The sequence below is a fragment of the Paracoccus sp. KR1-242 genome (assembly GCF_049446195.1).
Classification (GTDB): Bacteria; Pseudomonadota; Alphaproteobacteria; order Rhodobacterales; family Rhodobacteraceae; genus Paracoccus; species Paracoccus broussonetiae.
Map to the genome: position 1 here is coordinate 31,260 of NZ_JBMSED010000009.1, position 23,781 is coordinate 55,040.

General features: G+C 61.7%; 27 protein-coding genes, 1 tRNA gene and 2 pseudogenes. 5 read left to right on the plus strand and 25 right to left on the minus strand.

Annotated features, from left to right (window positions below; all coding sequences use genetic code 11):
• Positions 1-612 precede the first annotated feature (612 nt).
• A complete protein-coding gene (locus ACO2Q4_RS14050) occupies positions 613-1,293 on the plus strand; it encodes a methyltransferase (RefSeq protein ID WP_423319974.1) in 681 nt (226 codons plus the stop codon).
• 114 nt (positions 1,294-1,407) lie between these two features.
• Positions 1,408-2,139, plus strand: a complete 732-nt coding sequence (locus tag ACO2Q4_RS14055) for a sulfotransferase family 2 domain-containing protein (protein WP_311760831.1) — start codon at positions 1,408-1,410, stop codon at positions 2,137-2,139.
• Between the two features lie 113 nt (positions 2,140-2,252).
• Here the strand turns inward: ACO2Q4_RS14055 and ACO2Q4_RS14060 are convergent.
• The 5 genes and pseudogenes from ACO2Q4_RS14060 to ACO2Q4_RS14080 form a co-directional block, all read right to left on the minus strand.
• Positions 2,253-2,552: pseudogene (locus ACO2Q4_RS14060) on the minus strand (IS66 family transposase); the annotation flags it as partial.
• Positions 2,553-3,159: 607 nt separating this feature from the next.
• Positions 3,160-3,981, minus strand: coding sequence for a polyphosphate kinase 2 (ppk2, locus tag ACO2Q4_RS14065; RefSeq protein ID WP_423319979.1), 822 nt, complete (start codon positions 3,979-3,981; stop codon positions 3,160-3,162).
• A gap of 27 nt (positions 3,982-4,008) precedes the next feature.
• Positions 4,009-5,757 carry a SulP family inorganic anion transporter gene (locus ACO2Q4_RS14070; RefSeq protein ID WP_423319982.1) on the minus strand — a complete coding sequence of 583 codons (1,749 nt, stop codon included), beginning with the start codon at positions 5,755-5,757 and terminating at the stop codon, positions 4,009-4,011.
• Between the two features lie 142 nt (positions 5,758-5,899).
• A complete protein-coding gene (locus ACO2Q4_RS14075) occupies positions 5,900-6,361 on the minus strand; it encodes a hypothetical protein (RefSeq protein ID WP_311760828.1) in 462 nt (153 codons plus the stop codon).
• Between the two features lie 698 nt (positions 6,362-7,059).
• A pseudogene (locus ACO2Q4_RS14080) lies at positions 7,060-7,273 on the minus strand (transposase); the annotation flags it as partial.
• A 223-nt stretch (positions 7,274-7,496) separates the two neighbouring features.
• Here ACO2Q4_RS14080 and ACO2Q4_RS14085 point away from each other — a divergent pair.
• Complete coding sequence (locus tag ACO2Q4_RS14085; RefSeq protein ID WP_423319986.1) at positions 7,497-7,892, plus strand: VOC family protein; 396 nt, start codon at positions 7,497-7,499, stop codon at positions 7,890-7,892.
• On the opposite strand, the gene alkB is transcribed toward ACO2Q4_RS14085, so the two are convergent.
• On the minus strand, positions 7,883-8,521 hold the full coding sequence (alkB, locus tag ACO2Q4_RS14090; protein ID WP_311760826.1) for a DNA oxidative demethylase AlkB: 639 nt from the start codon (positions 8,519-8,521) through the stop codon (positions 7,883-7,885). The genes ACO2Q4_RS14085 and alkB overlap by 10 nt on opposite strands.
• A gap of 91 nt (positions 8,522-8,612) precedes the next feature.
• On the opposite strand from alkB, the gene ACO2Q4_RS14095 reads away from it, so the two are divergent.
• Positions 8,613-9,233 (plus strand): DsbA family protein, encoded by a 621-nt coding sequence (locus tag ACO2Q4_RS14095; RefSeq protein ID WP_423319988.1) that lies wholly within the window; start codon positions 8,613-8,615, stop codon positions 9,231-9,233.
• A gap of 52 nt (positions 9,234-9,285) precedes the next feature.
• Here the strand turns inward: ACO2Q4_RS14095 and ACO2Q4_RS14100 are convergent, their stop codons facing one another.
• From ACO2Q4_RS14100 to rpsB, 10 genes are all read right to left on the minus strand, one after another.
• A complete protein-coding gene (locus tag ACO2Q4_RS14100) occupies positions 9,286-9,657 on the minus strand; it encodes a hypothetical protein (protein ID WP_423319990.1) in 372 nt (123 codons plus the stop codon).
• A gap of 109 nt (positions 9,658-9,766) precedes the next feature.
• Positions 9,767-10,999 (minus strand): tryptophan synthase subunit beta, encoded by a 1,233-nt coding sequence (trpB, locus tag ACO2Q4_RS14105; protein WP_311760823.1) that lies wholly within the window; start codon positions 10,997-10,999, stop codon positions 9,767-9,769.
• A gap of 53 nt (positions 11,000-11,052) precedes the next feature.
• Positions 11,053-11,499 carry a GNAT family N-acetyltransferase gene (locus tag ACO2Q4_RS14110; RefSeq protein ID WP_423319992.1) on the minus strand — a complete coding sequence of 149 codons (447 nt, stop codon included), beginning with the start codon at positions 11,497-11,499 and terminating at the stop codon, positions 11,053-11,055.
• Positions 11,496-12,143: a phosphoribosylanthranilate isomerase gene (locus ACO2Q4_RS14115; protein WP_311760821.1), complete on the minus strand. Its 648-nt coding sequence runs from the start codon at positions 12,141-12,143 to the stop codon at positions 11,496-11,498. Before ACO2Q4_RS14115 ends, ACO2Q4_RS14110 begins: the two co-directional genes overlap by 4 nt.
• A gap of 3 nt (positions 12,144-12,146) precedes the next feature.
• Entirely contained in the window at positions 12,147-12,545 is a 399-nt protein-coding gene (locus ACO2Q4_RS14120) for a LapA family protein (RefSeq protein ID WP_311760820.1), read from the minus strand.
• 35 nt (positions 12,546-12,580) lie between these two features.
• The gene (ihfB, locus tag ACO2Q4_RS14125; RefSeq protein WP_311760855.1) at positions 12,581-12,868 is read right to left on the minus strand and encodes an integration host factor subunit beta; all 288 of its coding nucleotides are present in this window, start codon (positions 12,866-12,868) and stop codon (positions 12,581-12,583) included.
• Positions 12,869-13,073: 205 nt separating this feature from the next.
• Positions 13,074-14,753 carry a 30S ribosomal protein S1 gene (gene rpsA, locus ACO2Q4_RS14130; RefSeq protein WP_311760819.1) on the minus strand — a complete coding sequence of 560 codons (1,680 nt, stop codon included), beginning with the start codon at positions 14,751-14,753 and terminating at the stop codon, positions 13,074-13,076.
• Positions 14,754-14,992: 239 nt separating this feature from the next.
• Positions 14,993-15,577 carry a (d)CMP kinase gene (locus ACO2Q4_RS14135; RefSeq protein ID WP_423319995.1) on the minus strand — a complete coding sequence of 195 codons (585 nt, stop codon included), beginning with the start codon at positions 15,575-15,577 and terminating at the stop codon, positions 14,993-14,995.
• Positions 15,578-15,720: 143 nt separating this feature from the next.
• Positions 15,721-16,632 (minus strand): translation elongation factor Ts, encoded by a 912-nt coding sequence (gene tsf, locus ACO2Q4_RS14140; protein WP_311760817.1) that lies wholly within the window; start codon positions 16,630-16,632, stop codon positions 15,721-15,723.
• Between the two features lie 108 nt (positions 16,633-16,740).
• The gene (gene rpsB, locus ACO2Q4_RS14145) at positions 16,741-17,520 is read right to left on the minus strand and encodes a 30S ribosomal protein S2 (RefSeq protein ID WP_311760816.1); all 780 of its coding nucleotides are present in this window, start codon (positions 17,518-17,520) and stop codon (positions 16,741-16,743) included.
• A 243-nt stretch (positions 17,521-17,763) separates the two neighbouring features.
• On the opposite strand from rpsB, the gene ACO2Q4_RS14150 reads away from it, so the two are divergent.
• A tRNA-Thr gene (locus ACO2Q4_RS14150) sits at positions 17,764-17,839 on the plus strand.
• 52 nt (positions 17,840-17,891) lie between these two features.
• Here ACO2Q4_RS14150 and ACO2Q4_RS14155 read toward each other — a convergent pair.
• From ACO2Q4_RS14155 to ACO2Q4_RS14195, 9 genes are all read right to left on the minus strand, one after another.
• Complete coding sequence (locus tag ACO2Q4_RS14155) at positions 17,892-18,074, minus strand: helix-turn-helix domain-containing protein (protein ID WP_423319997.1); 183 nt, start codon at positions 18,072-18,074, stop codon at positions 17,892-17,894.
• Positions 18,075-18,128: 54 nt separating this feature from the next.
• Entirely contained in the window at positions 18,129-19,382 is a 1,254-nt protein-coding gene (locus ACO2Q4_RS14160) for a hypothetical protein (protein ID WP_423319999.1), read from the minus strand.
• Positions 19,379-19,678, minus strand: coding sequence for a hypothetical protein (locus tag ACO2Q4_RS14165; protein WP_423320001.1), 300 nt, complete (start codon positions 19,676-19,678; stop codon positions 19,379-19,381). Before ACO2Q4_RS14165 ends, ACO2Q4_RS14160 begins: the two co-directional genes overlap by 4 nt.
• Positions 19,678-20,376, minus strand: a complete 699-nt coding sequence (locus ACO2Q4_RS14170) for an exonuclease domain-containing protein (RefSeq protein WP_423320003.1) — start codon at positions 20,374-20,376, stop codon at positions 19,678-19,680. The genes ACO2Q4_RS14165 and ACO2Q4_RS14170 overlap by 1 nt, the downstream gene beginning before the upstream one ends.
• A gap of 18 nt (positions 20,377-20,394) precedes the next feature.
• Complete coding sequence (locus tag ACO2Q4_RS14175; RefSeq protein ID WP_423320005.1) at positions 20,395-21,174, minus strand: hypothetical protein; 780 nt, start codon at positions 21,172-21,174, stop codon at positions 20,395-20,397.
• 15 nt (positions 21,175-21,189) lie between these two features.
• Positions 21,190-22,131, minus strand: coding sequence for a YqaJ viral recombinase family protein (locus tag ACO2Q4_RS14180; RefSeq protein ID WP_423320007.1), 942 nt, complete (start codon positions 22,129-22,131; stop codon positions 21,190-21,192).
• Positions 22,128-22,334: a hypothetical protein gene (locus tag ACO2Q4_RS14185; RefSeq protein WP_423320009.1), complete on the minus strand. Its 207-nt coding sequence runs from the start codon at positions 22,332-22,334 to the stop codon at positions 22,128-22,130. The genes ACO2Q4_RS14180 and ACO2Q4_RS14185 overlap by 4 nt, the downstream gene beginning before the upstream one ends.
• On the minus strand, positions 22,327-22,611 hold the full coding sequence (locus tag ACO2Q4_RS14190) for a hypothetical protein (protein ID WP_423320010.1): 285 nt from the start codon (positions 22,609-22,611) through the stop codon (positions 22,327-22,329). The genes ACO2Q4_RS14185 and ACO2Q4_RS14190 overlap by 8 nt, the downstream gene beginning before the upstream one ends.
• Positions 22,612-23,001: 390 nt before the next feature.
• Complete coding sequence (locus ACO2Q4_RS14195) at positions 23,002-23,757, minus strand: hypothetical protein (protein WP_423320012.1); 756 nt, start codon at positions 23,755-23,757, stop codon at positions 23,002-23,004.
• Between the last annotated feature and the right edge of the window lie 24 nt (positions 23,758-23,781).

The window sequence follows — 23,781 nt, forward strand, 5'->3', positions numbered from 1 at the left end:
GTTGACCCACACCAAGTATAAGCATCAGGCCCTTACCGGCCGGTCGGCGCTCAAGAATGTTGCGCGGCCGGATTTCCTTAAGCTCATTCCTCACGGGGCGCGGCATTTCGAGAAGATGAGCGGCTGCGGTGCGGACAACCCCCCCGTTCGCTGCGCTTGCCTCCCAACCTCTATGCCAAGAGCTTCGATCGACCTGAAGGGAAGAGCCAACTGACGGCACCGCGGCATGGCGGTCGCCGCGAAATCGGAAAAGCGGTCACTTAAGCAGCGCACAGCGAGGTGGCCGTGCGTTGGTTCTGAGAAGGAAAGTGGAGGGAAGTGCTTGCGACACAGCGCGCGCGCATCACGCAAAAGCTGCCATCCGTCTTCGGCTCACCCATCCCATAGGATCGCTCTGGCAGTCGAAAGCGTGCCTTCCAAGCGCGCAACTGGAAAACGGCAGATACAAAACGCGATCTTCCAAGCGTGCATCCAGCAAGGAAGATGTTCGTTGATCATCACTTCGCTGGATGTTTGTGGCGATGCCCTCCTCGCTTTCACTCGCTGACCGCATTGCAATGGTGGATCCAGCCTGCGTTAATCGACGGACCGAGACTGCCGAACGAGGGCAAAATGCATTCCGTTTACTACAACGATAAGCAGATCAATAAGCTCGCGACTGACGGCCAGCATCGCGCAATTATCGGTGGCATGTGGGAGGAGATGGGCGAACTGCAGCTGGACATTCTCCAGAAGCATGGGCTGAAGCCGGAACACAAGCTTCTCGACATCGGGTGCGGCAGCTTGCGCCTCGGGACCAAGGCTGTTCCCTATTTAAATCCCGGCAACTACTGGGCCACCGACCTTGTCGAAGCCCTGATGGATGCTGGATATCAGAAAGAAATCATTCCCCTCGGCCTGCAAGAACGGCTGCCGCGTAGCAACCTCGTACAGGATGCCGAGTTTACCTTCGAGGGCGTGCCTCGTCGCTTCGATTACATCATTGCTCAGTCAGTATTTACTCATCTGCCCCTCAACCACCTACGCCACTGTCTTGCGCGTCTGGCGAACCATCTAGAAGGGTCGGCCATTTTCTTGTTCACCGTGTTTGAGGCCGAGCCCGGAACTGCCCCGGATGGCCCCTCAAAGCAGTCTCGCGGCCCCATCACCACCTACCCGCATAAGGACCCCTTCCACCTTTGCGAAGACGACCTGACCCACATCGGGCGCGGCCTGCCGTGGACGATCGACTTCATCCGCGAGTGGGATCACCCCCGCAATCAAAAGCTTGTAATGGCCAAACTGAGGTCGTGAACCATGGGCAGGCCACATTGGTCATCGCGCTGAGGGTGTACGTGTCTGGACCTGCGTTGACACCGCACAGGTAAGCTCGCATGGTCCCACCGCCAATCAAATCAACTGAGCGACATGACCGAGAAAATTGACGTATTCATCCACGTGCCCAAAGCCGCTGGAAGCTCCATCCGCTCACTGATTGAGGCCAACTACGCGGAAGACCGCAGCCTTCCCGTTTACCGCCCTCAGGGAGTCGGGATGTCTGAAGCACTTGAGCCTGAGCGCACAAGGAAGCTAAAGGACTGTCAGGTGGTGTATGGGCACATTCCAACCGTGGTTCACCATTTTACGGATCGTCCCTGCAACTACTTCACTTTCCTTCGGGATCCGGTCGAGCGGGCAATCTCGGAGTACAAGTTCATTAAGCACGACTTTCCTGGCCATCCGGCGCACGAGGCCTTTGCCAGCGGGGAGGTCAGTTTCGGCGACTACTGCGCCGCCACCACTCCAGGCGAGTTTTACTATTCCGCCGTCAGCAAGGCGACCCAGCTGCTCGCTGGAGTTGATCGGGTCCGTGAATGTGACGATGACATGTTGGCTGCTGCCAAAAAGATGCTTGCGCAACTGGGCTACTTCGGATTCTTCCACGAGTTCGACAAGGCCATCCAAGATTGCGCTGCTGCTCTTGGATGGAGCACGGATGGGTTCGAAACGCGAAACGTCAGCTCCGTCAAGAACAACGACTTCTTGGCATCCGAGGGTGCAACGGAAGCAGAACTTTCCGTTCTCCGAAACACGCTGAAGCAAGATATCGCACTGTTCGATTTCGCGCTGTCGTTGAGGGAGCAACGCCGTCAACTCTGATTATATTCCGACCCTTTATTGCCCCTGCTCCGAGTCTAAACGTTAGGCCGCGCACTGATCAAAGACTCGGTCTCGGAGTAAGCGGCGTCCCGAACACAGGGTGGCGGCGTAGAGTGCCACGGCAGATCATCGATATGGCTCCGTTTATGGCCTCTGACGATGGCGGCAAGCGTTGCTGCCATCGTGCGCTCGACGGTGTCGCTGTCCATTTTGTCGTGGCCATCGGTCAGGAAGCGGCTGAGGCCGTCGCGATATTTGGCGATATGGGCCAACGCCTCTCCAAATGGCGACTTGACGGAAGCGCGGACGCGGTGGTGGCCTAGCCAAGCGTCGGCACGGGTGAGGATCGCGGCGGAGCGTTCCAACCGGATGGCAAGTCGGGCTGAGGGGTGGTTGCCGTGGGTCGTCGCCTCGGCGGCTGTAGATCTGGGCCTGACGATAAAACGGCAGATGATCGGTGTATTTACTGACAAGCCTCGGATGCGCAAAAATTGCCCCATGAGATCTGCGCAAAGGGTACTTACTAGAGCATTTTTCTGCCCGATTTCCATGAATCATACTGGTGGAAAAACCCGTTTCCAGGATGGGCTTCCCAATGGTCAGCCTATGACCTCGACGTTGATGGCAGTCGAACTGGGGTTTCCCTTCGGAGGTGCTGCGGAGGCTTTCGTGCCGCTGGACTGGTTCGGTACGGAAGTGACGCTAGCCAAGCGCTATCGCAACAAGGCCCTTGCAGCAGCGGATAGCGAAACTCTTACGGGGTCTCGGGCTGATGAAGAAGCGTGGCGGAGCGATATCCCATGCCCCGGCAAGAAGCGTGACGACGTGATCGTGGTTGCCAGCCGGACAACTTCGGAACCGTGTCAGATTGTCGGCATGTCTGGCGCGCATTCGGTCAAGACCGTGGCCTATGAGGCGGGACACCAATGTTGCGACGTCGAAATGCGCCACGTCATGGTCGGAACTGGCGCTTCAAGCCCAACCCAAGCAGGCGCCCATGCCTGTTGGGCCTGCATGGCGTCATGTCACGTTTGGCACGACATTGCGAAAATGGATATCCTTGTCGAAGCCTTTCGGCCGCTCCTGTCGCTTTCCAAATTCGGGCTTCTTGAACTTGACCCTCTTATAGGGGATGGACGCCAGAAGATGTGTGATTGCATTGATCCTTGCGCGTTTCTTGTCGCTTGAATCGATAACCCACCACGGTGCCTGCTCGGTGTCGGTCATGCGGATCATCTCGGAATATGCCGCAGTGTAATCCCACCAGCGACGGTAGGATTCAACATCCATCGGGCTGAGTTTCCATTGCCGCACGGGGTCCTCGACGCGCTGACGGAAGCGTCGCTCCTGTTCTTCCTCCGAGACATCGAGGAAGTACTTCAGCAGGATCACCCCCGACCCGACCAGCCAGGCTTCCAGTTGAGGCAGGCCTTTCAGGAAGTTCTTGACCTTGGCTTCAGGGGTAAAGCCCATCACTCGCTCGACGCCAGGGCGATTGTACCAGCTTCGGTCGAAAATCACGATTTCCCCAGCGGCGGGAAGCTGGCTGATATAGCGCTGCATGAATATCTGCGATTTTTCGCGATCGCTCGGCGCCGGCAGGGCCACGACACGGAACACCCGCGGACTGACCTTTTCCGTGATGCGCTTGATCAAGCCACCCTTGCCTGCCGCATCGCGACCTTCGAAGATCACCACGATGCGCGCCCCGCTGTGCTTGACCCAGGCCTGCAGATGGGCAAGCTCGACCTGAAGGCGGGCGATCTCCTTCTCATAGGTCTTGCGATCAAGCTTGGAACCCTGATCCGTCGACGTTGCTTCGACGGGGATATCCTTCTTCATGCCCATGTCCTTCTCCTGTCTTGCCGGTTACTCCGGCGCTGGTCCATTCCTTGCGTCAGCCGCTTCGGGCGTCGCGGCCCTGAAGGCGCGCAATGCATCATCCAAATCGTCAAATATCATCGTCGGACCAAGCCTTGAGCTAAATTGGCAGCGCTCAAGCAGCGTCCAAACGCTTGATTGCACCTCGCTCAGTCCCATCCGGATACCAAGCCCCTCAAGATCCCGATGCAGCTCCTCAAGCATGGCAATCGCGGTGCTGTCGATCTGAGTTATCGCCGAAGCGTCAATGATCAGCCAGCGTGTGTCGGGGGAGTGTTCGGCAATCATCTCACGAAGCTGATCGTCGACGTGATCTGTGTTGAAAAACAATAGATTGCCCTGAACAAAGCAGATCAGAAGCCCAGGAACAGGCTGCACGTCGGCTGAGCGGTGCAGCTTGTAAAACCCCAGCCGTCCGGGGATCCTCCCCAGCAGTGCCACCCTTGGCTGGATCTCCTTGAGGATCACATAGACAAAGGTTGCGATGATCGCCACGACGACCCCTTGCAACACGCCAAAACTGATGGCACCAGCCATGGCGATCAGGGCAAAGCCGAACTCGACCCGGCTGATGCGCCAAATCTGCCGCAAGCCGTCGAGGTCGATCACGCTCAGCGCCGCGGCAATCAGGATCGCCCCCAGCGCAGGGATCGGCAGGATCCGCAGATAGCCGGCAAAGAAGGCGACAGCGATGGCCAGCACTATCGCGGCCGCCAGCCCGGCAAGCTGGGTCTTGCCTCCGACCGAGAGGTTCACTGCCGTTCTGGAATCCGATGAAGTGACCGGAAATCCGCCCAGAAGGCCGGACACGATGTTTGCTGCGCCAAAACCGCGCAGTTCGGCATTGGGGTCCACGTCCTCGCCGGTTCGGGCGGCAAAGCTTCGCGCCGTTATGATGCCAGCGCCGAAGCTGACGACAAAAATCGCAGCCGCGCCCAACATCAGATCATCAAAGGGCAACCCTGAATGAATCGGGAAACCGATGGACGGTAGTCCTGTCGGCAGATTTCCGACGATCCTGATCCCCTTGGCCTCGAAATCGAAGATTGCGGACAGCAGTCCGGACAGGACGACGACAATCACCGGGCCGGGTATGCCCACCGGTCGCATCCTGACAAATTGCAGGATCACGAACATGATGAGGGCAAGCAGAAGCGAAGGCCAGTGGATGCTGTCCGCCTTCTGTATCAACTCGGTCAATGGCCCGACCAACCCGTCGGATTCAATCTTGAGCCCGGTCACACGGCCGATCTGGCCGATGATGATCGAGATCGCCACGCCGATGAAGAACCCGGCGAGGATGGGCCGTGAAAGCAGGCTTGCGATATTACCCAGCTTCAATGCACTGGCTGCAAAGCAGATAAGACCGACGCCAATCGACAGAAGCGATGCTGCGCCGACAAGATCGGCCTGCTGCAACCCCGGCATTTGCTGCAGCACTGTGGCCAGGACCGCCGCCATGACGGCCATGGTCGCAGCATCCGGCCCAACAATCAGCCGACGCGAGGGGCCGAGCAGCGCATAACCGATCACCGACCCGATGCTGGCATAGATCCCGGTCTCAGGGGGCAACCCGGCAATTGCCGGATAGGCGATGGCGCTGGGAATGCCCACAGCGGCAATGGCCAGCCCGGCTGAAACGTCAGAGGTCAGCCATCCCGGTCGATAGCCTTGCAGGCTTGGCAAAACGCGGAGCCAGGCAGATGGTCCGGCTTTCTTCCGGTTTTCTGGCGACAATCTGGGTGGGACGCCTACCATTCACTGAGACCTCGCCACTCAATCCTGCTCAGACGATGAAAGGCAGGCGATTGCCCTGCCCTTCTGGCCGGATGCTCTGCTGTGCGATGCTTCGCCTGCATGCAAGTATCCCAAGCCGCAATCAGACCGCCTTCGGTGCCCAATCCAGGTAAAGACCGACGTCTCCGGGCATGCCATCGGGAAAGTTTATGATCATGGCTTTCAGCTTGTAGCCCTTGGGCTGCAGATTTGCCTTGAACCGGTCATAGACGTCCCTTGCCTTGCCTTGCAGCGTCTCGGGCCAATCGCGTTCGGCGTTGTTGATGGCCCGGCCCTTATCGGTGCAAAGCTTCGAGGGGAAACTGTAAACCATGACCTCGAACAGGCCCTTCTCGACCGCGTTCATGACAAGGCGGCGGATCAGTTCGCGCTCACGCTCGGTGATCTCACCCTTGAGGAACTCCTCGGCAGCACGGGCACGCTCCTGACGCTCGGCGTCGAGAAGCTTGGCGCGGCGCTCCATTTCCTCCATTTCCTTTTGCAGATGCAGCAGACGCAGCTCCTCCGCAGTCGGGACGGCGGCTTTGGGGTCGGATTGGGTCATATCCTGTTGCTCCTTGCACCGAATTTGTCAGGAAATGCTGTTAGCCTCCGGACAACCGGCTCCTCGTCAGGATGCCACATTTGGCGGTAGCCTGGCTCGCATCGGGAGGTAATTTACAGTAATTAACGCAGCGGGTCTGAGCCAGATTGCTGCATCGCGGCTGAAATTCGGGGAGGCCGCGCTTTCAAAACCGTTGGGCACGGACCGCCCTTGACCCGGGCTCGGCCATGAGAGTGACATGGCGCACCGGTCCGACCCAAAGCCTGTTGCCGATAGCCAGATCGCGCCGCAATGCGCGCTGCCCTCAGCCGGCCGGCGACCCGGTCCGGCGGAAGGACGCCAGCCCGGTCGAAGGGTTCGATGTACAGCACTGAACCGACCCTTGCTCCAGGCAACTGAGGAGATAAGCCAGATTGACGCGCATCCGACCATTGAAGCTTTCGACAAACCGCTCTGCGTGCGCTTTCCCGGGGCGATGTTTGCCATTCGAACCGGTGCTCGGAACATCACTGCAGGGTCGCGTTACTGGTCAGTTCCGTGCCGTTGCCGCTGACAATCGTTCGATCTGCGCCCACGATGTGACAGGCCCACCGTTCCGACAGGCCACTCCGCCCCGAAGATACTCAACCACTTCGCGCTTCATCTGCCCTACAACTTTTTCGAAACCAGCTATTTCATTGCTGCCAGTTCCGGCACCTGTCGGCCAGAAGCCTCTTGAGTTTGGCGTACTCGTCCTCCAGTGTCTTCAGCCGCTTTGCCTCCGACACCGTCATGCCGCCAAGCTTGGCCTTCCAATTGTAGAAGATACCTTCCGACATACCGTGCCTGCGGCAGATCAGCGTATATCGCGCAGGCCTCATGCTCGGCCGACCTCCCGATGATCTGCTCGTCTGTGAATCTCGTTCGCTTCATTGTCCGTCCTCAAGTTAGGGCGGAATCTAATCGACGGTGGAGGAAGAACCCCGTGGCAGGTCAGATACCAACCGCCACACTTTCGACCATCGCGTAGCTGAGGTCGAAGGCGATCCTGAGGGCAATCCCCCTTCGCCTCGCTCGCTGCCACCTACCCCATCAACCCACCTTTTGCATTCCTCCGCCTGACGTTAGATTGCGCCCGAGCTGACAGGAGACGATGATGGCCAAGGCAATTCACTCGATGATCCGCGTGTTGGACGAGGCGCGATCGCTTGCATTCTATGACACCGCCTTTGGCCTGAAGGTTGCCCAGCGGCTGGACTTCGACAGCTTCACGCTGATCTACCTGTCCAACCCCGAAACCGAGTTCGAGCTGGAGTTGACCGTTAACAAGGATCGGACCGAACCCTATGACCTTGGCGACGGCTATGGGCACCTTGCCGTGTCGGTGGCCGATGTCGCAGCGGAACATGCCCGCCTGTCGGAATCCGGTCTTTCCCCGCGCAAGATCGTAGATTTCGCGCCGGGAGGCGACGTAATTGCACGCTTCTTCTTCATCGCCGATCCTGACGGCTATCAGATAGAGGTGCTTCAGCGCGGCGGACGCTACCTCTGACCTGCCTGCCGGAAGGTCAGGTTGATCCGGCAGCGCCCCAATTGCGGATGCTCGCCCGGCTTCAGGGTCAGGATGCCATGCCAAGCCAATCGCGATGGACCGCCCCAGACGACGACATCGCCATGAGCCACGGCGTGACGGACGATCGGATCCTTCCGGTCCGTCCCACCGAACTGGAAGGTCGCGGGCAATCCCAGCGAGACCGAGACGATGGGCGCATCGAAACCGGCCTCGTCCCTGTCCTGGTGCAGCCCCATCTTCACCCCCGGCGCATAGCGGTTTACCAGGCATGCGTCGGGGTGGAAGCCCGCAAAACCGGCCTGCGCCGCGGCCGCCTTGGCCAGCGCCGCAAAGTCCGTGGGCATGGCGGGCCAGGGACTGCCCGTCGCCGGATCGACTGCCTCATAGCGATAACCGCGCCTGTCGCTGACCCAGCCAAGCGGACCGCAATTCGTCATCTCGACCCCGATCTGGCGTCCGCCGGGCGTCAACATGTGACGAAAGGGCGAAAGCCGCGCGACCTGTTCGACCCCGTCCAACAATGCGTCGCCCGGGGCAAATCCGCGCAGGATCATTGCCCCCGGCCCGATCGCCTCGTCGCGTCTTTCGCCGAACAGGTCCAGGGTCATCGCCCCCCTCCCACGCAAATGTCATGTAGAGATGCTTGACCAAGGCCAAGCAAGCTGGCTTTCAGGATAGAACACTCCGCAGGAGCATCCCATGCGTCGCAGCCTTGTCGCTCTCGTCACCGCGCTGTTCTGCGCCCTGCCGCTGTTCCCCGCGCAGGCGCAGGAATTTTCAGAAGCCGAGGTTGCGGCGATCAAGGCCGCGGTCTTCGACGATCCGGCTTCTCCGGTCATGGGCAATCCGAGTGGCGATGTCACGCTTGTCGAGTTTTCTGACTATAATTGCGGCTTTTGCCGCAAGGCGGCACCCGACGTCGCCGCATTGCTGGAATCTGACCCGGGGATCAAACTTGTGGTCCATGAGATCCCGATCTTTGGCGAAGGATCGCGCTATGCCGCGATGGCGGCGCTGGCAGCGCGAAACCAAGGCAAGTATCCCGAATTTCACCGCGCGATGATGGGAATGAAGGGCAAGGCCGAAAAGGCGTCGGTTCTGCGGATCGCACGGGATATCGGGCTGGACGTCGCGCGGCTGGAACGCGACATGCAGGCACCCGAGATTACCGCCCAGATCGAAAAGTCACTGGAGCTTGCCGATCAGATCGGGCTGGTTGGTACGCCAAGCTTCGTTGCGGGGGATCGCGCCGTCTTCGGCGCGCTGCCGCGCGAGGATCTGGCCGAGTTGGTGGCCGAAGCGCGCGCTGCGGGGAAATAGCGTATTTCCGAAAGCCAGAGGCCGGGAAAATCCCGGCCCGGCCCTTTCTTGTTCATCTGTCGTCGCCGGGCGAACCACGACCTGTCTGGGCGTCCTGTTGCATCTGCTGCATGAGGGCGGGCTGGCCGTTCACATGGGTCAAGCGACCATGCATGCCGTCATAAAGCAGGGTCAGTTCCTCGCCATGACGCGTGCCGGAAACCTGGATCTGGTTGCCGTCCCGCATCAGGCCTACATCCTGAAAGCCTTGCCGCTGCAACTGGTCGGTCAGGGCATGGTCAGTGGCAGTCGCCGGCTGTTTCACCGAATAGTCCCGTATCACCGACACGGTTGCGGTCCGGGCGGATGTCGATGCCATCGCCGGTCCCGCAGCCAACAGCGGCAGCGCAGCGATCAATGCGATTTTCAGGGGATTCATGAACATCTTGGCCTCCTGAGCCAGAGTGGATCATGCCCCAGAAACGCAAGGACGCGACCGGCGGTTGCCGCCAGTCGCGTCCTCGTCATCGCTTGTGTCGCGCGGTGATTGCGCGTCAGATCTTCATGTCGAAATCAAGGTGCTTCGCGACCGCGAAGATGTCCTTGTCGCCCCGGCCCGACAGGTTCATCACCATGATATGGTCGCGCGGCAGGTCCGGCGCGATCTTGATGACATGGGCCAGAGCGTGGCTGGGTTCCAGCGCGGGGATGATGCCTTCGGTCCGGCACAGGACCTGGAAGGCCGCAAGCGCCTCTTCGTCGGTGACGCTGACATATTCGGCGCGGCCCTGTTCCTTCAGCCAGGCGTGCTCTGGACCGATGCCGGGATAGTCGAGGCCCGCGCTGATCGAATGCCCCTCAAGGATCTGGCCTTCGCCATCCTGCAGCAGATAGGTCCGGTTGCCGTGCAGCACACCCGGACGCCCACCGGTCAGGCTGGCGCAATGCATCATCCGTTCGTCGACACCCTTCCCGCCGGCCTCGACACCGATGATGCGGACCGAGGCATCGTCAAGGAACGGGTGAAACAGCCCCATCGCGTTCGACCCGCCGCCGATCGCGGCGATCACGCTGTCGGGCAGACGGCCTTCACCCTCCTGCTCGGCAAGCTGCCAGCGGGTTTCGCGCCCGATGATGCATTGGAAGTCGCGGACCATAGCCGGATAGGGATGCGGTCCCGCGACCGTGCCGATGCAATAGAAGGTGTCGCGCACGTTGGTCACCCAGTCGCGCAGCGCGTCGTTCATCGCGTCCTTCAGCGTGCCGCGGCCCGACGTGACGGGGACGACCTCGGCCCCCAGCAGGCGCATGCGGAAGACGTTCGGGGCCTGACGCTCGACATCATGCGCGCCCATGTAGACCACGCATTTCAGCCCGAAGCGCGCACAGACGGTCGCGGTCGCGACCCCGTGCTGGCCAGCACCGGTTTCCGCGATGATGCGGGTCTTGCCCATGCGGCGCGCCAGCAGGATCTGGCCCAGCACGTTGTTGATCTTGTGGCTGCCCGTATGGTTCAGCTCTTCGCGCTTCAGATAGATTTTCGCGCCACCCAGTTCTTCGGTCAGGCGGGGCGCGAAATATAGCGGGCTGGGACGACCGACATAGTGTTTCCACAAGTCGTTCATCTCGGCCCAGAAACCGGGGTCGGACTTGGCGCGGTCGTATTCGGCCTCAAGCGCAAGGATCAGCGGCATCAGCGTCTCGCTGACGAAACGTCCGCCGAAAATGCCGAAACGTCCCTGTTCGTCCGGGCCGTTCATGAAGCTGTTGATCAGGTCCTCGGCCATGGCTCTCCTCGTGCGCGGTCGCGATTGGGTATTTGTGAAACGGTGAAAGCCCGTCAGAGGGATTTCTTATAACCGATATGGGAAGGGGTAAAGCCGAGCCTGTCATAGAAGCGATGGGCTTGGGCGCGACTTTTGTTGGTCGTGAACTGCATCAGCGTGCAGCCCGCCGCCCGCGCCCGCGCCTCGGCATCCGCGATCAGCGCCTCGCCGATGCGCTGGCCGCGCAGATGACCGGCGACGCGCACCCCCTCGATCTGGGCGCGGCGCGCGGCGGTCAGCGACAGGCCCGAGATGAAGGTGATCTGGTAGCAGGCGACGACGGTATCACCGACCGTCCCGACGACCAGAAGGTTCGCACCCTCACCCTGCATCGAGTCGAACGCGGCCAGGTAGGGGGCAAGTTCCGTTCCCTCGCGGCCCTTGCCCAGCATGTCATCAGCCAGCAGGGCTACGACGGCCGCCACATCGTCGCGACTGGCGGGGCGAAAGTTGACGGTCACAGGATCGGCGCGGTCGCGCGTGCGATGAAGTTGCGGATCTTTTCCGCGTCCTTGACGCCCGGTGCGCTTTCCACGCCCGAGGACACATCGACCCCCTGCGCACGGGTCAGGCGGATCGCCTGGGCGACATTGTCCGGCGTCAGCCCCCCGGCCAACAGCCAGGGCTTCAGGATCTGACGGCCTGCCAGAATCCGCCAGTCGAAGGCTAATCCGTTCCCGCCAGGCAACGCCGCATCCTTGGGCGCCTTGGCGTCGATCAGAAGCATGTCGGCGACGAGGCCGTAGTCCCAGACAGCCTCAAGATCCTCGGGCTCGGCCACGCCGACCGCCTTCATCACCGGCAGCCCGGTCAGTGCCTTGACCTCAGTCACGCGCTGCGGCGTTTCGGAGCCGTGAAGTTGGATCACGTCCAGCGGCACGGTGGCCAGCGTGCTTTCCAGCGTGGCATCATCGGGATTCACGAACAGTCCCACCCGCGCAATGCCGAGCGGCACATCGGCCACCAGGGACGCCGCCTGAAGCGGCGTCACATGACGGGGAGACTTGGGGAAGAACACGAAACCAAGGTAGCGCGCGCCTGCCTTGATCGCCGCATCGACGGCCTGCGGGTCATTCAAGCCGCAGATCTTGACCGAAACCGACATGGCTTAGCGCAGAGCCGGAACGCTGGCGCCGCCGGCACCCGAGGCCGGGCGCGCAGAGGCGTCGTCGAGGATCGCCAGGACTTCGTCCCTGGGCTTTGCATGGGTGCGACGAAGGTCGCCCACCTCACGCTCAAGCCGCGCCAGTTCGCGGGCACGGGCCTTGGCCTCGGCGCGCTGGCTGGATTCGCGCATCCATTCCCAGACCAAGCCGATCAGCAGTCCAAAGACCATCGCCAGGAAAAGCGCAAGGAAAGCGGGCATCGTCACCGACCACTGCCCGCCCGTGAAGCGCGTCAGGTTTTCAGGAAGCAGGCTGACCGTCATCGCACCGCGATTGGCCAAGGCTACAAGGATCAGAACCGCCGCAAGAAGGACGATGAAAAACAGCCGGATCGCGCGCATGCTTACCCCAGAGTCGAACAGGCCGCCAATCTGGACTATTCGTCGCCGTCGTTCAACCGTTCGCGCAGCAGCTTCCCGGTCTTGAAGAAGGGAACATGCTTCTGATCGACGCTGACAGACTCTCCGGTGCGCGGATTCCTGCCCTGTCGGGCGTCGCGCTGCTTGACCGAGAAGGCGCCGAACCCGCGAAGTTCGACCCGGTCACCCCGCGCCATCGCGCCGATGATCTCTTCGAACACGGTGTTGACGATCCGCTCGACATCGCGCTGGAACAGGTGGGGATTCTCTTCTGAAATCTTCTGGATCAGTTCGGATCGGATCATCTCGGTTCCCGATTTTGGCAAGGGCCCAACAACTACCTGCGCAAACGATCTTAGATCAGCGCCCGTTTCTTTCAATGCCAGAACGTGCCGCGCCCCAAAAAGGTTGCCGGATTTTTTAAAGAGATCACGAACTTCGGCGGGATCTCGCATGAAAAACGCCCCCGACCGACCGGCCGGAGGCGTCCTTGACTGTCACAAAAGGCGATCAGCCCTTGTTCTTCAGCGCGGCGCCCAGGATGTCGCCCAGCGAAGCGCCCGAGTCGGACGAGCCGAACTGTTCGACGGCTTCACGCTCTTCGGCGATTTCGCGTGCCTTGATCGACAGGCCCAGACGGCGGGTCTTGGTGTCGATGTTGGTGACGCGGACGTCGACATGGTCACCGATCTGGAAGCGCTCGGGGCGCTGGTCCTGACGGTCGCGGGCCAGGTCCGAACGACGGATGAAGGACTTCATGCCGTTGTATTCGACCTCGATGCCACCATCTTCGATCGCCGTCACGGTGACGGTGATGACCGAACCACGCTTCACGCCTTCGACGGCTTCAGCGATGGCGTCGTTTTCCAGAGCCTTGATCGAGAGCGAGATACGCTCTTTCTCGACGTCGACTTCCTGAACAACGGCTTTCACCACGTCGCCCTTGCGGAAGTCCTGGATGGCGTCTTCGCCACGGGTATCCCACGAGATGTCCGACAGGTGAACCATGCCGTCGATATCGCCGTCCAGGCCAACGAACAGACCGAATTCGGTGATGTTCTTGACTTCGCCTTCGATGACGGTGCCGACCGGATGGGTCTCGGCGAAGACTTCCCACGGGTTGCGCATGGTCTGCTTGAGACCCAGCGAAACGCGGCGTTTGGCTTCGTCGATTTCCAGGACCATGACGTCAACCTCTTGCGAGGTCGAGACGATCTTGCCGGGATGGACGTTCTTCTTGGTCCAGGACATTTCCGAAACGTGGACCAGACCTTCGACACCGGCTTCCAGCTCGACGAACGCGCCGTAGTCGGTGATGTTGGTCACGCGGCCAGCATGGACCGAGCCAATCGGGAACTTGTTGGCGACGGTATCCCACGGATCGGCCTGAAGCTGCTTCATGCCCAGGCTGATGCGGTGGGTTTCCTTGTTGATCTTGACGACCTGGACCTTGACGGTCTCGCCGATCGACAGGATCTCGGACGGGTGGTTGACGCGGCGCCAGGCCATGTCGGTGACGTGCAGCAGGCCGTCGACACCGCCCAGGTCAACGAACGCACCGTATTCGGTGATGTTCTTGACCACGCCCTCGACCGTCTGACCTTCGGTCAGGTTGGCGATGACTTCGGCGCGCTGTTCGGCGCGGCTTTCTTCCAGGATTGCGCGGCGCGACACGACGATGTTGCCACGGCGGCGGTCCATTTTCAGGATCTGGAACGGCTGCTTCAGACCCATCAGCGGGCCGGCGTCGCGCACCGGGCGGACGTCGACTTGCGAACCCGGAAGGAAGGCAACAGCGCCGCCCAGGTCGACGGTGAAGCCGCCCTTGACGCGACCGAAGATGGCGCCTTCGACGCGCTCTTCAGCAGCGTAGGCTTTTTCCAGACGATCCCAGGCTTCTTCGCGGCGAGCTTTCTCGCGCGAGATCGAGGCTTCGCCACGGGCGTTCTCGACGCGGTCCAGATAGACCTCGACTTCGTCGCCGACCGAGATGTTCGGGGCTTCGCCGGGATTTGCGAATTCTTTCAGATCGACGCGGCCTTCCATCTTGTAGCCGACATCGATGATGGCCTGGCCCGCCTCGATGGCGATGACCTTGCCCTTGACGACCGAACCTTCGTCCGGAGTGTCGATTTCGAGGCTTTCGTTCAGGAGGGCCTCGAATTCCTCCATGGTCGCTTTAGCGCACATATAAATCTAGTTTCCTTTGCGTGGTTTTCTGGCCTGGCGGTTGTCTCCGCCGGTCTTGTTCTGGGCGTCGGGATAAGCACAAAGGGTCGCGGCAAAGGCCCGACCCCTGAGTGACATGGCCTGTCATGGCCCCATCTCTTGTCCCAACGCGGGCGATATAGCGATTAATCCACAGGCTGGCAAGGCTTTCCGGGCCAGAGGGGCGAACGCCGAGCCGGCATTTTCCCCTGCCCGCTCCTTCAGGCCCCCGCCTTTTGCGCCAACCCGACGGCCAATTCCACCGCCTCGTCGATCGAAAGCGCCGAGGTGTCGATCAGGACCGCATCATCGGCCGGCCGCATCGGGGCGACATCGCGCGCGGCGTCCCGGGCGTCGCGTTCGCGCAACTCACCCAGGATGACGGACTCATCCGCGCCCAGTTCCAGCGCCCGCCGCCGCGCCCTGATCTCATCCGAGGCGGTGATGTAAAGCTTCAGTTCGGCATCGGGGCAGATCACCGTGCCGATATCCCGTCCGTCCAGCACGGCGCCGGGTTCGGTCCGGGCATACCTGCGCTGAAAATCGACCAATGCAGCCCGCACCTCGGGGATGGCCGCGACGCGGCTTGCCGCCTGCCCGGCCGCCGCCGTGCGCAGATCGTCGCGCTGAAGGTCGCCCGCGCTCAACCCGCGTGCGGCCACGATAGGATCGCCGCCTAGCGCGCCCACGGCACGGTAAAGCAGGCCCGTATCCAGGTGGGCAAAGCCAAAGCGATCAGCAAGGGCGCGCGCGATCGTCCCCTTCCCCGAGGCGGCAGGACCGTCGATGGCGATGGTGAATGGCATGTCGGGCATCCTTGATCCGAGCGGCTTTTCATGCGCGGGCTAACCGTCGCGAGCCCCGCCGGTCAAGGCGCAAAAGCATGGCGCCCAAAGGAAAACGCCGGCCCAAGGGACCGGCGTTTCCAGATCTGTAAAGATCGGACGGATCAGTTGCCGCCGCGGGTCTTGGCGACCTCGGCCGCAAAGTCCTCTTCTTTCTTCTCGATGCCTTCGCCGACCATCACGCGGGCATAGCCGGTGATTTCGACGCCGGCATCTTTCGCAGCCTGCTCGACGGTCAGGTCGGGGTTCACCACGAAGGGTTGGCCCAGCAGCGTGTTCTCGGCGACGAACTTCTTCATCCGGCCCGGAATGATGTTGTTCTGGATCACGGCCTCGGGCTTGGGCTTGGCAGAAGAGGCGTTTTCTTCCAGCGCCTTCGCGGTCTGGACTTCCAGTTCGCGGGCCAGAAGCGCCGGGTCAAGCGTCGCTTCCGACAGCGAGACCGGGCTCGTCGCCGCGATATGCATCGCGAATTGCTTGCCGATTGCCTGCGCCTTCTCGGCATCGCCTTTCAGCGCGACCAGCACGCCGATCTTGCCCATGCCTTCGGTCGCGGCGTTGTGGACATAGGACACAACGGTGTCGCCTTCCAGAACGTGCAGACGGCGCAGGGTCAGGTTCTCGCCGATGCGGGCGATGGCGTCGGTCACGACTTCCGAAACGGGCTTGCCGTTCAGATGCGTGGCTTTCAGCACTTCGACGTCGGTGGCGGTTTCCAGAGCGACGTTGGTGATCTCGCGCACCAGCGACTGGAAGTCGGCGTTCTTGGCGACAAAGTCGGTTTCCGAGTTCACCTCGACGGCGACACCCCGGCCAGCGGCGACAGAGACGCCCACCAGGCCCTCGGCGGCGACGCGGTCGGCCTTCTTGGCGGCTTTCGCCAGGCCCTTGGTGCGCAGCCAGTCAACCGCGGCTTCCATGTCGCCGTCGGTTTCGGTCAGCGCCTTCTTGGCGTCCATCATGCCTGCGCCGGTCGTTTCGCGCAGCTCTTTCACCATCGCAGCGGTGATAGCCATCCGATGTCTCCTTGTTCTCTCAACGCGTCAGGCGGGGCTTATCCCCGCCTGATGAATGTTCCGTGAAACCCGTTCAGGCGTCCGCGCGGCGGACGCCCGGTCACCGGCTCAGGCTTCGGCGGCAGGTGCTTCGACTTCGCCTTCCAGCTCTTCGGCGATGCTGGCTTCCAGCGCGCCGAGATCGACACCGGCAGCACCCATCTGGGCGGTCATGCCGTCCAGCGCAGCGCGCGAGGCCAGGTCGCAGTAAAGAGCGATGGCGCGGGCGGCGTCGTCGTTGCCCGGGATGACATAGTCAACGCCTTTGGGCGAGCAGTTGGTATCGACGATGGCGACAACCGGGATGCCCAGTTTCTTCGCTTCGGCGATGGCCAGGTCTTCCTTGTTCACGTCGATGACGAACAGCAGGTCCGGCAGGCCGCCCATTTCGCGGATACCGCCCAGCGAAGCCTGAAGCTTGGCCTGCTCGCGTTCCATCTGGAGACGCTCTTTCTTGGTCAGGCCGTCAGCGCCACCCGCCATGGTCTCATCGATGGCTTTCAGGCGCTGGATCGACTGGGAAACGGTTTTCCAGTTGGTCAGCGTGCCACCCAGCCAGCGGTGGTTCATGTAGTACTGGGCCGATTTCTCGGCGGCTTCAGCGATGGCTTTCTGGGCCTGGCGCTTGGTGCCGACGAACAGAACCCGGCCACCTTTCGCGACGGTGTCGCGGACGGCCTGCAGAGCGGCGTCCAGCATCGGGACGGTCTGGGTCAGGTCGAAAATGTGGATGCCGTTACGTTCACCATAGATGAACTCGGCCATACGGGGGTTCCAGCGTTGGGTCTGGTGGCCGTAGTGAACGCCAGCTTCAAGCAGCTGACGCATGGAGAATTCAGGAAGCGCCATATCAAGGTCCTTTCCGGTTTGCGCCTTGGCGGGGTTTTCAGGGATCCCGACGGATGCCCCAACCGGTGGACCTGCGAAGGATTTCTCCCCTCGAAGGCCCGACCCCACCTGTGAAGTGCGCGCCAGATAGTCGCTTTCCCCAAGGATTGCAAGCACGGATCGCGAAGCATGGAAAAATCGCTCGCTGAGAGCCGGCAGCGACCCCTTGCACCGCCGCCCGCCAACGGCTAACTGAAACCTGATGCCGGTTTAGCTCAGCAGGTAGAGCAGCTGATTTGTAATCAGAAGGTCGTGGGTTCGATTCCTATAACCGGCACCAATTAATCTTGATTTTGTTGAATTATTTCCGAAATCGAACCCAAGCCCCCCAGCTAGTCCCCCAAGCCCATAATGAACTTGGTGACCTCGCTGACCTTCACGAAGGTCGCTCCTCCGCGCTTGTAGATCTTGATGTGTCCATCTTTTGCCCACCGGTAGAGGGTCGAGCGATGCACGCCGAATGCCTGAACGGCGCGCGCGGGACGGACAAAAATCGGATCGTTCTGCAAAGCCATTTCATGCTCCTATAATTCGAGTGAAAAGGCCGGGCTAAACCCGGCCTTTCTTTTTCAGTCCCCGGGCTTGCTGCCTTCAGCCAGTCCAGCGAGCCACGCCTCGCGCATCTGCGGATGCCTCTTCACGTCGGGCGGCATAGAGTCTTCGCGCTGGCCGCGTCCACCGGCACGGATACCACGGCTGCGGGCCTTCTCGACTTCCGCCGAATCAGCGTCACCCTGCCCTTCGGCTTCCTCGGAGGTCGTCTTGTCCTCGACCCCGCCTTCATCCTGCTGATCGGACTTCTGGTCAGCCTCGGTCGCCCCGGTTTCGGCTGTGGCATCGTCGGTGGGCTTGGTATCCGCGTTCTTCTTAGCGTCGCGTTTGTCCTGCATCTCTTGCCGGACCCGGTCGTCTTCCCGGTTCGCCTCGGCCGCCTTGTGATCGGCTTCTTTCTGCGCTTCCTTGTCTTTCGCCTTTGCGCCGTCAGCGATCTGCGCGAGCTTCCCCGATGTTCCCTTCGCGGCCTCGACCGCGTCAGCGGCTTTGGCCTTCGCCGGGAAGAAGTCCTCGACCTGCTGTTCACCCGCCTTGATGCCTTTGAACATCGCCATCAGGGTGCCGATCTCATCAAGGCCGATCTCGTCCATCCCCTCGATCTCCAGCGATGCGTAGATCTGATCGGGCGTAACGCCCCAGGTGGCAAAGGCCTTGATTGCGCCATCGCGCCGCTCGGCAAGCGTCTTGATGTCACCTGCAATCACACCTTCGGCCTCGTCGTAGGCTCGGCGCCAGAGGGCCTTGGGGACGCCCTTCAGGATCGCCTCGCGCAGTGCAATCGCGCAGGCGGCGTTCCCGGTGACCACGATCATGTCGTCGTTGTAGATGCGTCCGGTCTTGTCGCTGATCTTCCGGCGGATCCGCGCGGTGCGCTGCATCCCCGTTTCGAGGTCGATGAACACGCCCTCGGCTTCGACGAACTTCTCGAATCGGTCGACATCGACCACGCGCGAGCCGACCTTGCAGTTGCCATACTGAGAAGCGACGATTTCGGCGAACCGGACCGACGGCCCCTTGATCGGCTTGCCCCCGCGCGGAAGCGCATAGACGCATTCCTTGGCGGTCTCCTCGTCCAGCATCACCAGCGCGCTGACATTGTCCCGCACGCGGGTCAGGCTGCGCGGATAGGCCTTGGCCGTGCTGATCGCCTGGTCCAGTTCGACCTTCGCCAGCTTCACGGCCAGAGGCACGTTGTCCGCCTCGAACGATGCGAGGTCGGTCGACATGACCTCGCCCGTCTGCGGATCGAATTTTGCAACGTTGCTCATGCTTCGGTTCCTTCTTCGGGGGTAGCCGTCACTGGACGGTCGCCCAGCAGTGCATTGATCGCCGCGATCTGCCGATCGACGCAGCCAGCGGCGGTGTCTTCGCGCGCGTCATCGACGCGGAGATGGGAGGGAAGCTCCATGCGCACCTGGGGGTGCTGGTATTCCCGGAGGGTTTCGAGGGTGATGCGGACCTCGCGCAGCATCTCGCGCGAACCCAGCGCCAGCTGCGATCCCTCGGCCAGCAGGTCTTGGACCTGCCGGCACTCTTCGATGTGGGCTTCGATCGTGCTGGCCATCACGCCGCCCGGTATTTCGAATAGGTGACGCTAGGTTCGGGGCAGCGCCTATCCCTGATCAGGATTTCGAGGATCGCCCTTGCGCCTTCGGCGTCGGCCATCGCGTCGTGGGCGTTCTCCAAGGGGATGCCGAAGAACTCGCAAGCGACGGGCAGCTTCACCGAGCCCGGCCGCGACATGCACAAGCCCTCGGCCGCGTAGGGATCGAGCGCGTTCATGCAGCAGATCGCCTTGGTCTGTTCGAACAGGTCGGGCAGCCCGGCCCGGCGCAGTTCGCCCCGCATGATCTTCAGGTCGAACACCTTGTTGAAGGCGACGGCGATCAGGCCATTGCCGATCTGCTGGGAATAGAACTCCAGCACTTCCGACACTTCGACACCGTTCCGGCGGAGGAACTCATCGGTCAGGCCGTTGATCTTTCCCGCCCCGGTTCCGTCGATGCTCCAGCCATCCGGGTGCACATAGTGCTTGTGGCGGGTGATTTCGCGGCCGTGCTGATCTGCAACGATCGCCGCGAAGGAGGCCATGCGCGGCTGACGCGGATCGTCGGCCGCGATCGGCGGCGTGCCGCGGGGTGCGCGAGGCGGCAACCCCGTGGTTTCGGTGTCGAACACCAGAAAGGTCGGTCTGTTCATGATGGTTGCGCCTCCCGGGCGCGGATCTGTGGTGGTGGGAGAAGGGGCAAGCGGGCCGCGCACCGGCCCGCGCCGGTGGCGTCAGCGACGGAAGGACGCGGAGGCCTGTTCGAAGACCCGGATGCCGGGAAGTCTGGTGCGGCCTTTGTGGGCGCGAACCATGGAGTTGATTGCGGTCGAGACGGCAGACTCGGTGAAGAAGGGGCCGAGCGGGCCGAGGCTGTTATAGGCCGCGTCCTTGTCGGTGAATTCCCAGGTCCAGGCCGTCCGCGCGCTGCCCGTCACTCCTTCGGCGCGCATCCGGGTCAGGTCCGCGTTGCTGGCGAGCGCCCGTTCTTCGGCGGCCTCGGCTTCCGATGCCAGCGCCTCGGCCTTTCCTTCCGCGCGGGCGATAGCATCCGGGCGCTTCAGGGTCTCAAGCCGACGACGCTCTTCTTCCTCTTTGCGGCGTAGCTCTTCAGCCTCGCGCTCGCGCCTTGCGCGTTCCTCGGCCGCCTTCCGGCGGACATAGTCGTCGGCCTCGCGCTGATGGGCATCCATCGTTTCGCTGATGGGCTGGGCCACCGCCTTGAAGAAGGCATTGATCCCGCGCTGCGCGTCGAGGATCGGCTTGCCCTCGGTCGTGCGCTGGACCTCGATCTTGTGCGTCAGGTCCTTGGCGTCGATGATCCAATTGCCGACCTTGGCCTGATCCGCGTCGCTCTCTACGCGGGCGGGCAAGTCCGCAGCGTTGTTCAGCAGGTCGGCAATCTCGCCCTGCAGTTCGGTGAAATCGGCGGTCAAAACCTCAGTCAGAGGTGCCTTATTGTCGCCGAAGATCTGGTCAACGACCGATCTTCGCGCGGGGATGATCGCGTTCATGGGCAGTCACGCCTCCTAGTTGGGGTCGGGAAGGTTCAGCACCCGGAAGCTGGTCGCGGGTGTGGTGATCGCGGCGCGCTTGCGCAGCCGCCACGTAATCCGCCGGCCTTGGCCGATATGGGCCACCACAGCGTCCCCGAGCTTGGCCTTTATCTCGGCCTCTGCTGCTGCCTTTCGCACGTCCGCTGCCTTTCGATCGGCCTTCGCGGCGGCTACCTCAGAGAGCAGCTCGGGGATTCGGTTGTCGGCGGAAAGATCAATCTCTTCGGCGGGATCGCCATAGGCATGCATCGCCTCGATCAGGCCGGCGTCTCGCTCGTAATCGGCAGGCGGCGGCTCGTCGGCATCGATAGAAGCCCAGAACTCAGCCGCGCGCTGATAGATCGCATCGACGACGCCAGGCATCAGGTCGATCGGGATCAGCGGGCATTCGATGCCATGACCGACCACCAGGGGCGCGATAGCAGCCCACCGCGCGCCGATCAAATGCGCTTCCAGCGTGGCCTGAAGCGCGATCCATAGCGGCGCTTCGGGGTTGCCTTCCTCGTCCAGCCATTTGCGGCGATAGACCGATTCCTGTACGGTCTTGATCTGGACGGTTCCAAGGCCGCGGCGCGGGCACTGTACGATGGTGTCGGGCGTCGCGCCGAGCCGGGCGGCCGGGTCACGCCAATATTCGTTGGCCGAGTTGTGATGCACGTCCCAGTCGGGCCGATCCTCGCGGATCATCTGGACCGCGACCGGTTCCAACAGACGCCCGCGCCGCATTGGCGCTGTCTCGGTCGGATCCTCTCGGGTCAGTCCCCTCTTCAGGCACCACAGGCCATAGGACGTCTGGAAATCATGGACGCCGAAAAGCGCCCCGACGACCGAGGCGGTCACGTCCTGACCACGCGCCTTGAGCCAAGCGCGACGGTCGCGCGGGCTCAGCTTCTCGATCGTCGGGGCGGGGGTCATTGCTTGCCCGCCTCGATGCGCGCCTGCACCGGATCGGGCAGCGCTCCCATCACGGACAGCGCGGCGGCAATGAAGCGAATGGTGACGACCGGCACGCCGTGCTGGCGCGCGATGGTCTTGACCTTGGCACCGGCGCAAAGCTGGGCGCGGACGGTCTCATGGAAAGATCGGGTGGGCTTGGCCAGGCTGATCGTGTCAAACATGGCGGCCACCAAGATCGGCAACGGCCATTTTCGATCGCGAGGCTTCGGCGATGGCGCGGTCCAGCAGGAAGGTGACGCTGTTCTCGCCGAAACCATGACCCTGAAGGGCACTGCGGGCGGCGGAACGATTGGTGAGGTCGATGCGATGGTCGCAGAGGTAGCAAGCCATTTGGCCGACCAGGAACGCGTGCACGGCGGCGCGCGTATGGTCGGGGGCGTCGCAGCTGGTAATGCCGCGCGTGAACTCGATCGGTCTTCTGGGATCAATGGGTGACATGGGTCCATCCGTCGGTCTGTCCGGCGCGGCCTAAGTTGGTCGCGTTAGTTGGGTTTAATCCAACGGATTGGGTTTAGTCAACAGCCGAAATCCAACACACCCAACTTAGCCTGAGGCGAGTGATCGAGCGTCATTTCGACGGGCTTGGGAGAGAAGACGGAGGGGGCCAACCTTTCCTGCGCGCACTCGCGCGTGCGGTTGGTATCGATACGCGCGCGACTAAGGAATCTCTCTTAGGGGGAAATGTCGCGGAGCGTTGATGCGGTAGACCATGAATAGCCAGGCCGTTCCGCTAACCCACTTTCAGCAACGAATGGGAAAGGGGCGGGCACCTGATGTGCCCGCCCCCTTGCAGCGTGTTCGGTAATTTCTTTGTCGACCCAGCGCCGCCTAGAAGACCCGGCTTTCCATCACGACGACGCCGAGCATTTCGATAGACCAGTCTTCGGCCGCGACCGAATCCAAGGTCAGCTTGTCGCCAGACTTGCGCCCAATCTCAATTCGGCTCTCGCCATTCCCGCGGGTCACGCGAGCCACGACCAGATCACCCTCACGCGGCGGCATGTTGGCAACGGTAACAATCGATCCGTCCGAAATTCCTGCGCTTTTCCAAGTATCTCCCATGACAATGTAGGCGCGCTGGTCGGCTTCAGGATAGCGAATATCGGGCGCGACAGTGATCTTGGCCGGCGGCTTCAAGTCACCTTCAGACCAGGCCATCAGTGAGATGACCCCGGTCACCGGCAGACCACGTATTGGCATTGGGGGTGTGGCCTCACCGAATGTCATGGTCGTCGTCAGCCCTTCGACGGGCCAAGGGGTGTCTATTTCGCCGGTGAGGTAGCGAGGATCGCATTCAAGTACCTTCGCGATCTTGGGGACATTGCTCCACCGAAGGTTCTTCTTTCGCCCCTCCAGGAATTCATACAGATAGATACGATCGAAGCCTGCAGAGATAGCAACCTCACCGGGATTTTTCTGTATTGCGTCGAGCCGCGCGCGGATGCGGGCACGCATCGGATTTTCCATTTGTTTTCTGCCCTTGTCGGTCGGTCCGGAGCGGATGTGCCGCCCTATGGGCCGCGCGTACCACAATCGTTGGCTAATTTCCAACACTTGTTGGCCCTTGCGTTGGGGTTCTTCCAATAGTTTTGTCTTGTGTGTTGGTTT